At 44.7% G+C, this 2,001-nt stretch carries 2 protein-coding genes and 1 riboswitch; both genes read right to left on the bottom strand.

All coding sequences use genetic code 11. The features are described 5' to 3' along the window. Positions 1 to 165: 165 nt before the first annotated feature. Positions 166 to 720, bottom strand: a complete 555-nt coding sequence (locus GX019_08505; GenBank protein HHT37196.1) for an ECF transporter S component — start codon at positions 718 to 720, stop codon at positions 166 to 168. Positions 721 to 809: 89 nt separating this feature from the next. Continuing rightward, positions 810 to 940, bottom strand: a riboswitch (FMN riboswitch). A gap of 58 nt (positions 941 to 998) precedes the next feature. Then, positions 999 to 1,937 carry a DMT family transporter gene (locus tag GX019_08500; protein ID HHT37195.1) on the bottom strand — a complete coding sequence of 313 codons (939 nt, stop codon included), beginning with the start codon at positions 1,935 to 1,937 and terminating at the stop codon, positions 999 to 1,001. Positions 1,938 to 2,001: the final 64 nt, after the last annotated feature.

The following is a 2,001-nucleotide window of genomic DNA, read 5'->3' as shown; positions in this document are numbered from 1 at the left end:
TTTCATCGAATATTGATTGCATAGAAGATCTCACCTCAGAGTACTTTGTACTCGTCCGAGCGGGACGGTGAGATCTTCTTCTTTTTTTCTAAGCCGATTTCCTGTCCTACAGTAACTTTACACTAAGAAACAAAAAAGGGAGCAATCGCTCCCCTGAAATCCTATTTAAACCTTGTAATTGCTGTCCTCACCAAGCCGCAATACCCGTCCTGCATGTTTGTATACTAAAAACGTAACAATGCTGTTGGCACAGGCTTTGATGAGATTAAAAGGTATAATGACAGGAATCAGCATATCAACCACTACTGCCCTATCTACTCCCATGAAGTGAACAGTAAAGATCAGGTTAAGCGGAATCATCATCAAAGTCATGGCGATGCTGCCGCAGACCAAAGCGATTATGGCACCTATCCTGGTGTGATTAAAGCGGTAAATTGCTCCTGCCACAACCACAAATGTGCCGGTTGCAATAATATGCATAATGATCCCGATCCAGCCGCTCTGAGCTGATACAGTCAACCCCTGCAGAATCGACACGGCAGCAGTCAGCAGTAAGCCGCTGATGGGTCCGAACAGAAATGTTCCGATCAAAATCGGCACATCAGCCATGTCATACTCTAAAAAGGGCGCTGATGCGAAAATCGGAAACCTTACTAAGTAAACCAGCACAATCGATATGGCTGTCAAGACAGCCATTTGAACCAGTTCTTTGGCTTTCATACTATCTGCTCCTTTTCACTGATATTGGGGCATCAAAAAAGCCCCTAAAAGATCAGGGGCAGAGGTAACAAGCACAGCAAATACACTGTATTGCGCTTCTCCCATCCGGACTTTACCGTCGGCACTGGATTCTAACCAGCTCAGCTTGCGCTCGCGGGCTTATCGGCTCTAAGGCCGCTTCACCGCCGGTGGGGAATTCCACCCCGCCCTGAAGCTTTTGACATTATTATATATGCAGTATGGGCATCAGTCAATGCCTGTTTGAGAAAAATATCACCTTATTCAAAGAATCCCAGAATAAAGACTCCTAACAGTACCATTCCAATAAAGAAATACTGCGGCTTAGTTAAGCGCTCCTTAAGAAACACTCTGCCTAAAATCACAGACACGATACTGTAGCATCCAATCATCGGTGCCACGATAACTGAATTTGTATCCAGGGCAAAAACATAGAAATACTGCCCCGCAGTTTCAAACACAGCAGCCAGAATCCGGTCTTTTTCATTGATCAGTTTAAAGCTGCTTTTCTTAAACCCAACAAGGTAAATAAAAACGGCCACCGCGCAGAATAGAAATGTCAGCTCATACGAAATTAGAGCTTCTTCTGGACTCATGAGCTTTGTAAGATAAACATCATCCAAAAATGTGCCCAAAGCATCAATTACCGCATACAGGATCGGAAAAGCGAGTGCAAGCGCGCCCATCTTGTATTTCCGATCTACGGCTTTCCCCTGCTGCTTCTGCTCTTCTTCGGCAAGATTGCGCTGAACCACACCGATCGCCACCAAACCTGCCGTAATCATGGAAACAGCCAACAGCTGCCAGCCATTCATCGTCTTGCCTAATACCAGAAACGCCAGTAATCCAGCTACTGCTCCTGAGGTATTGCTGACCGGTGAGTTAATTGAAACCTCAAGATATCTAAGTCCGACATAACCGATAGTCATGGACAGAATGTACATTGCGGATACCGGCAGATACTTAATTATGTTAACAGGATCGTACTGCCAGCCCATCTTATTCAGCTCGAATAAAGCCTGGATCCCCATAGCCAAACCAACCATTACTACAATCCGCAGATGGCTGTATCGATCATTCGGGTCAGTACCCTTTTTGTAGTAAGCGTCAGCGATTCCCCAAAGCAGAATTGATCCAAGTGCAGCTGTATACCACGTCAATTTTACCTCAATCTCCTCATCCAATATATTATAAACCATTTTATTGCAAACATTGTAATTATATCCTATCCTACTCTAATTGGCAAGGTGTTCTATCACAGGG

It is taken from the genome of Bacillota bacterium (assembly GCA_012837335.1).
Lineage (GTDB): Bacteria > Bacillota > Limnochordia > Darwinibacteriales > DTU012 > DTU012.
Note: the sequence above shows the minus strand (reverse complement) of the source record. Positions and strands in the feature narration are given on the sequence as shown.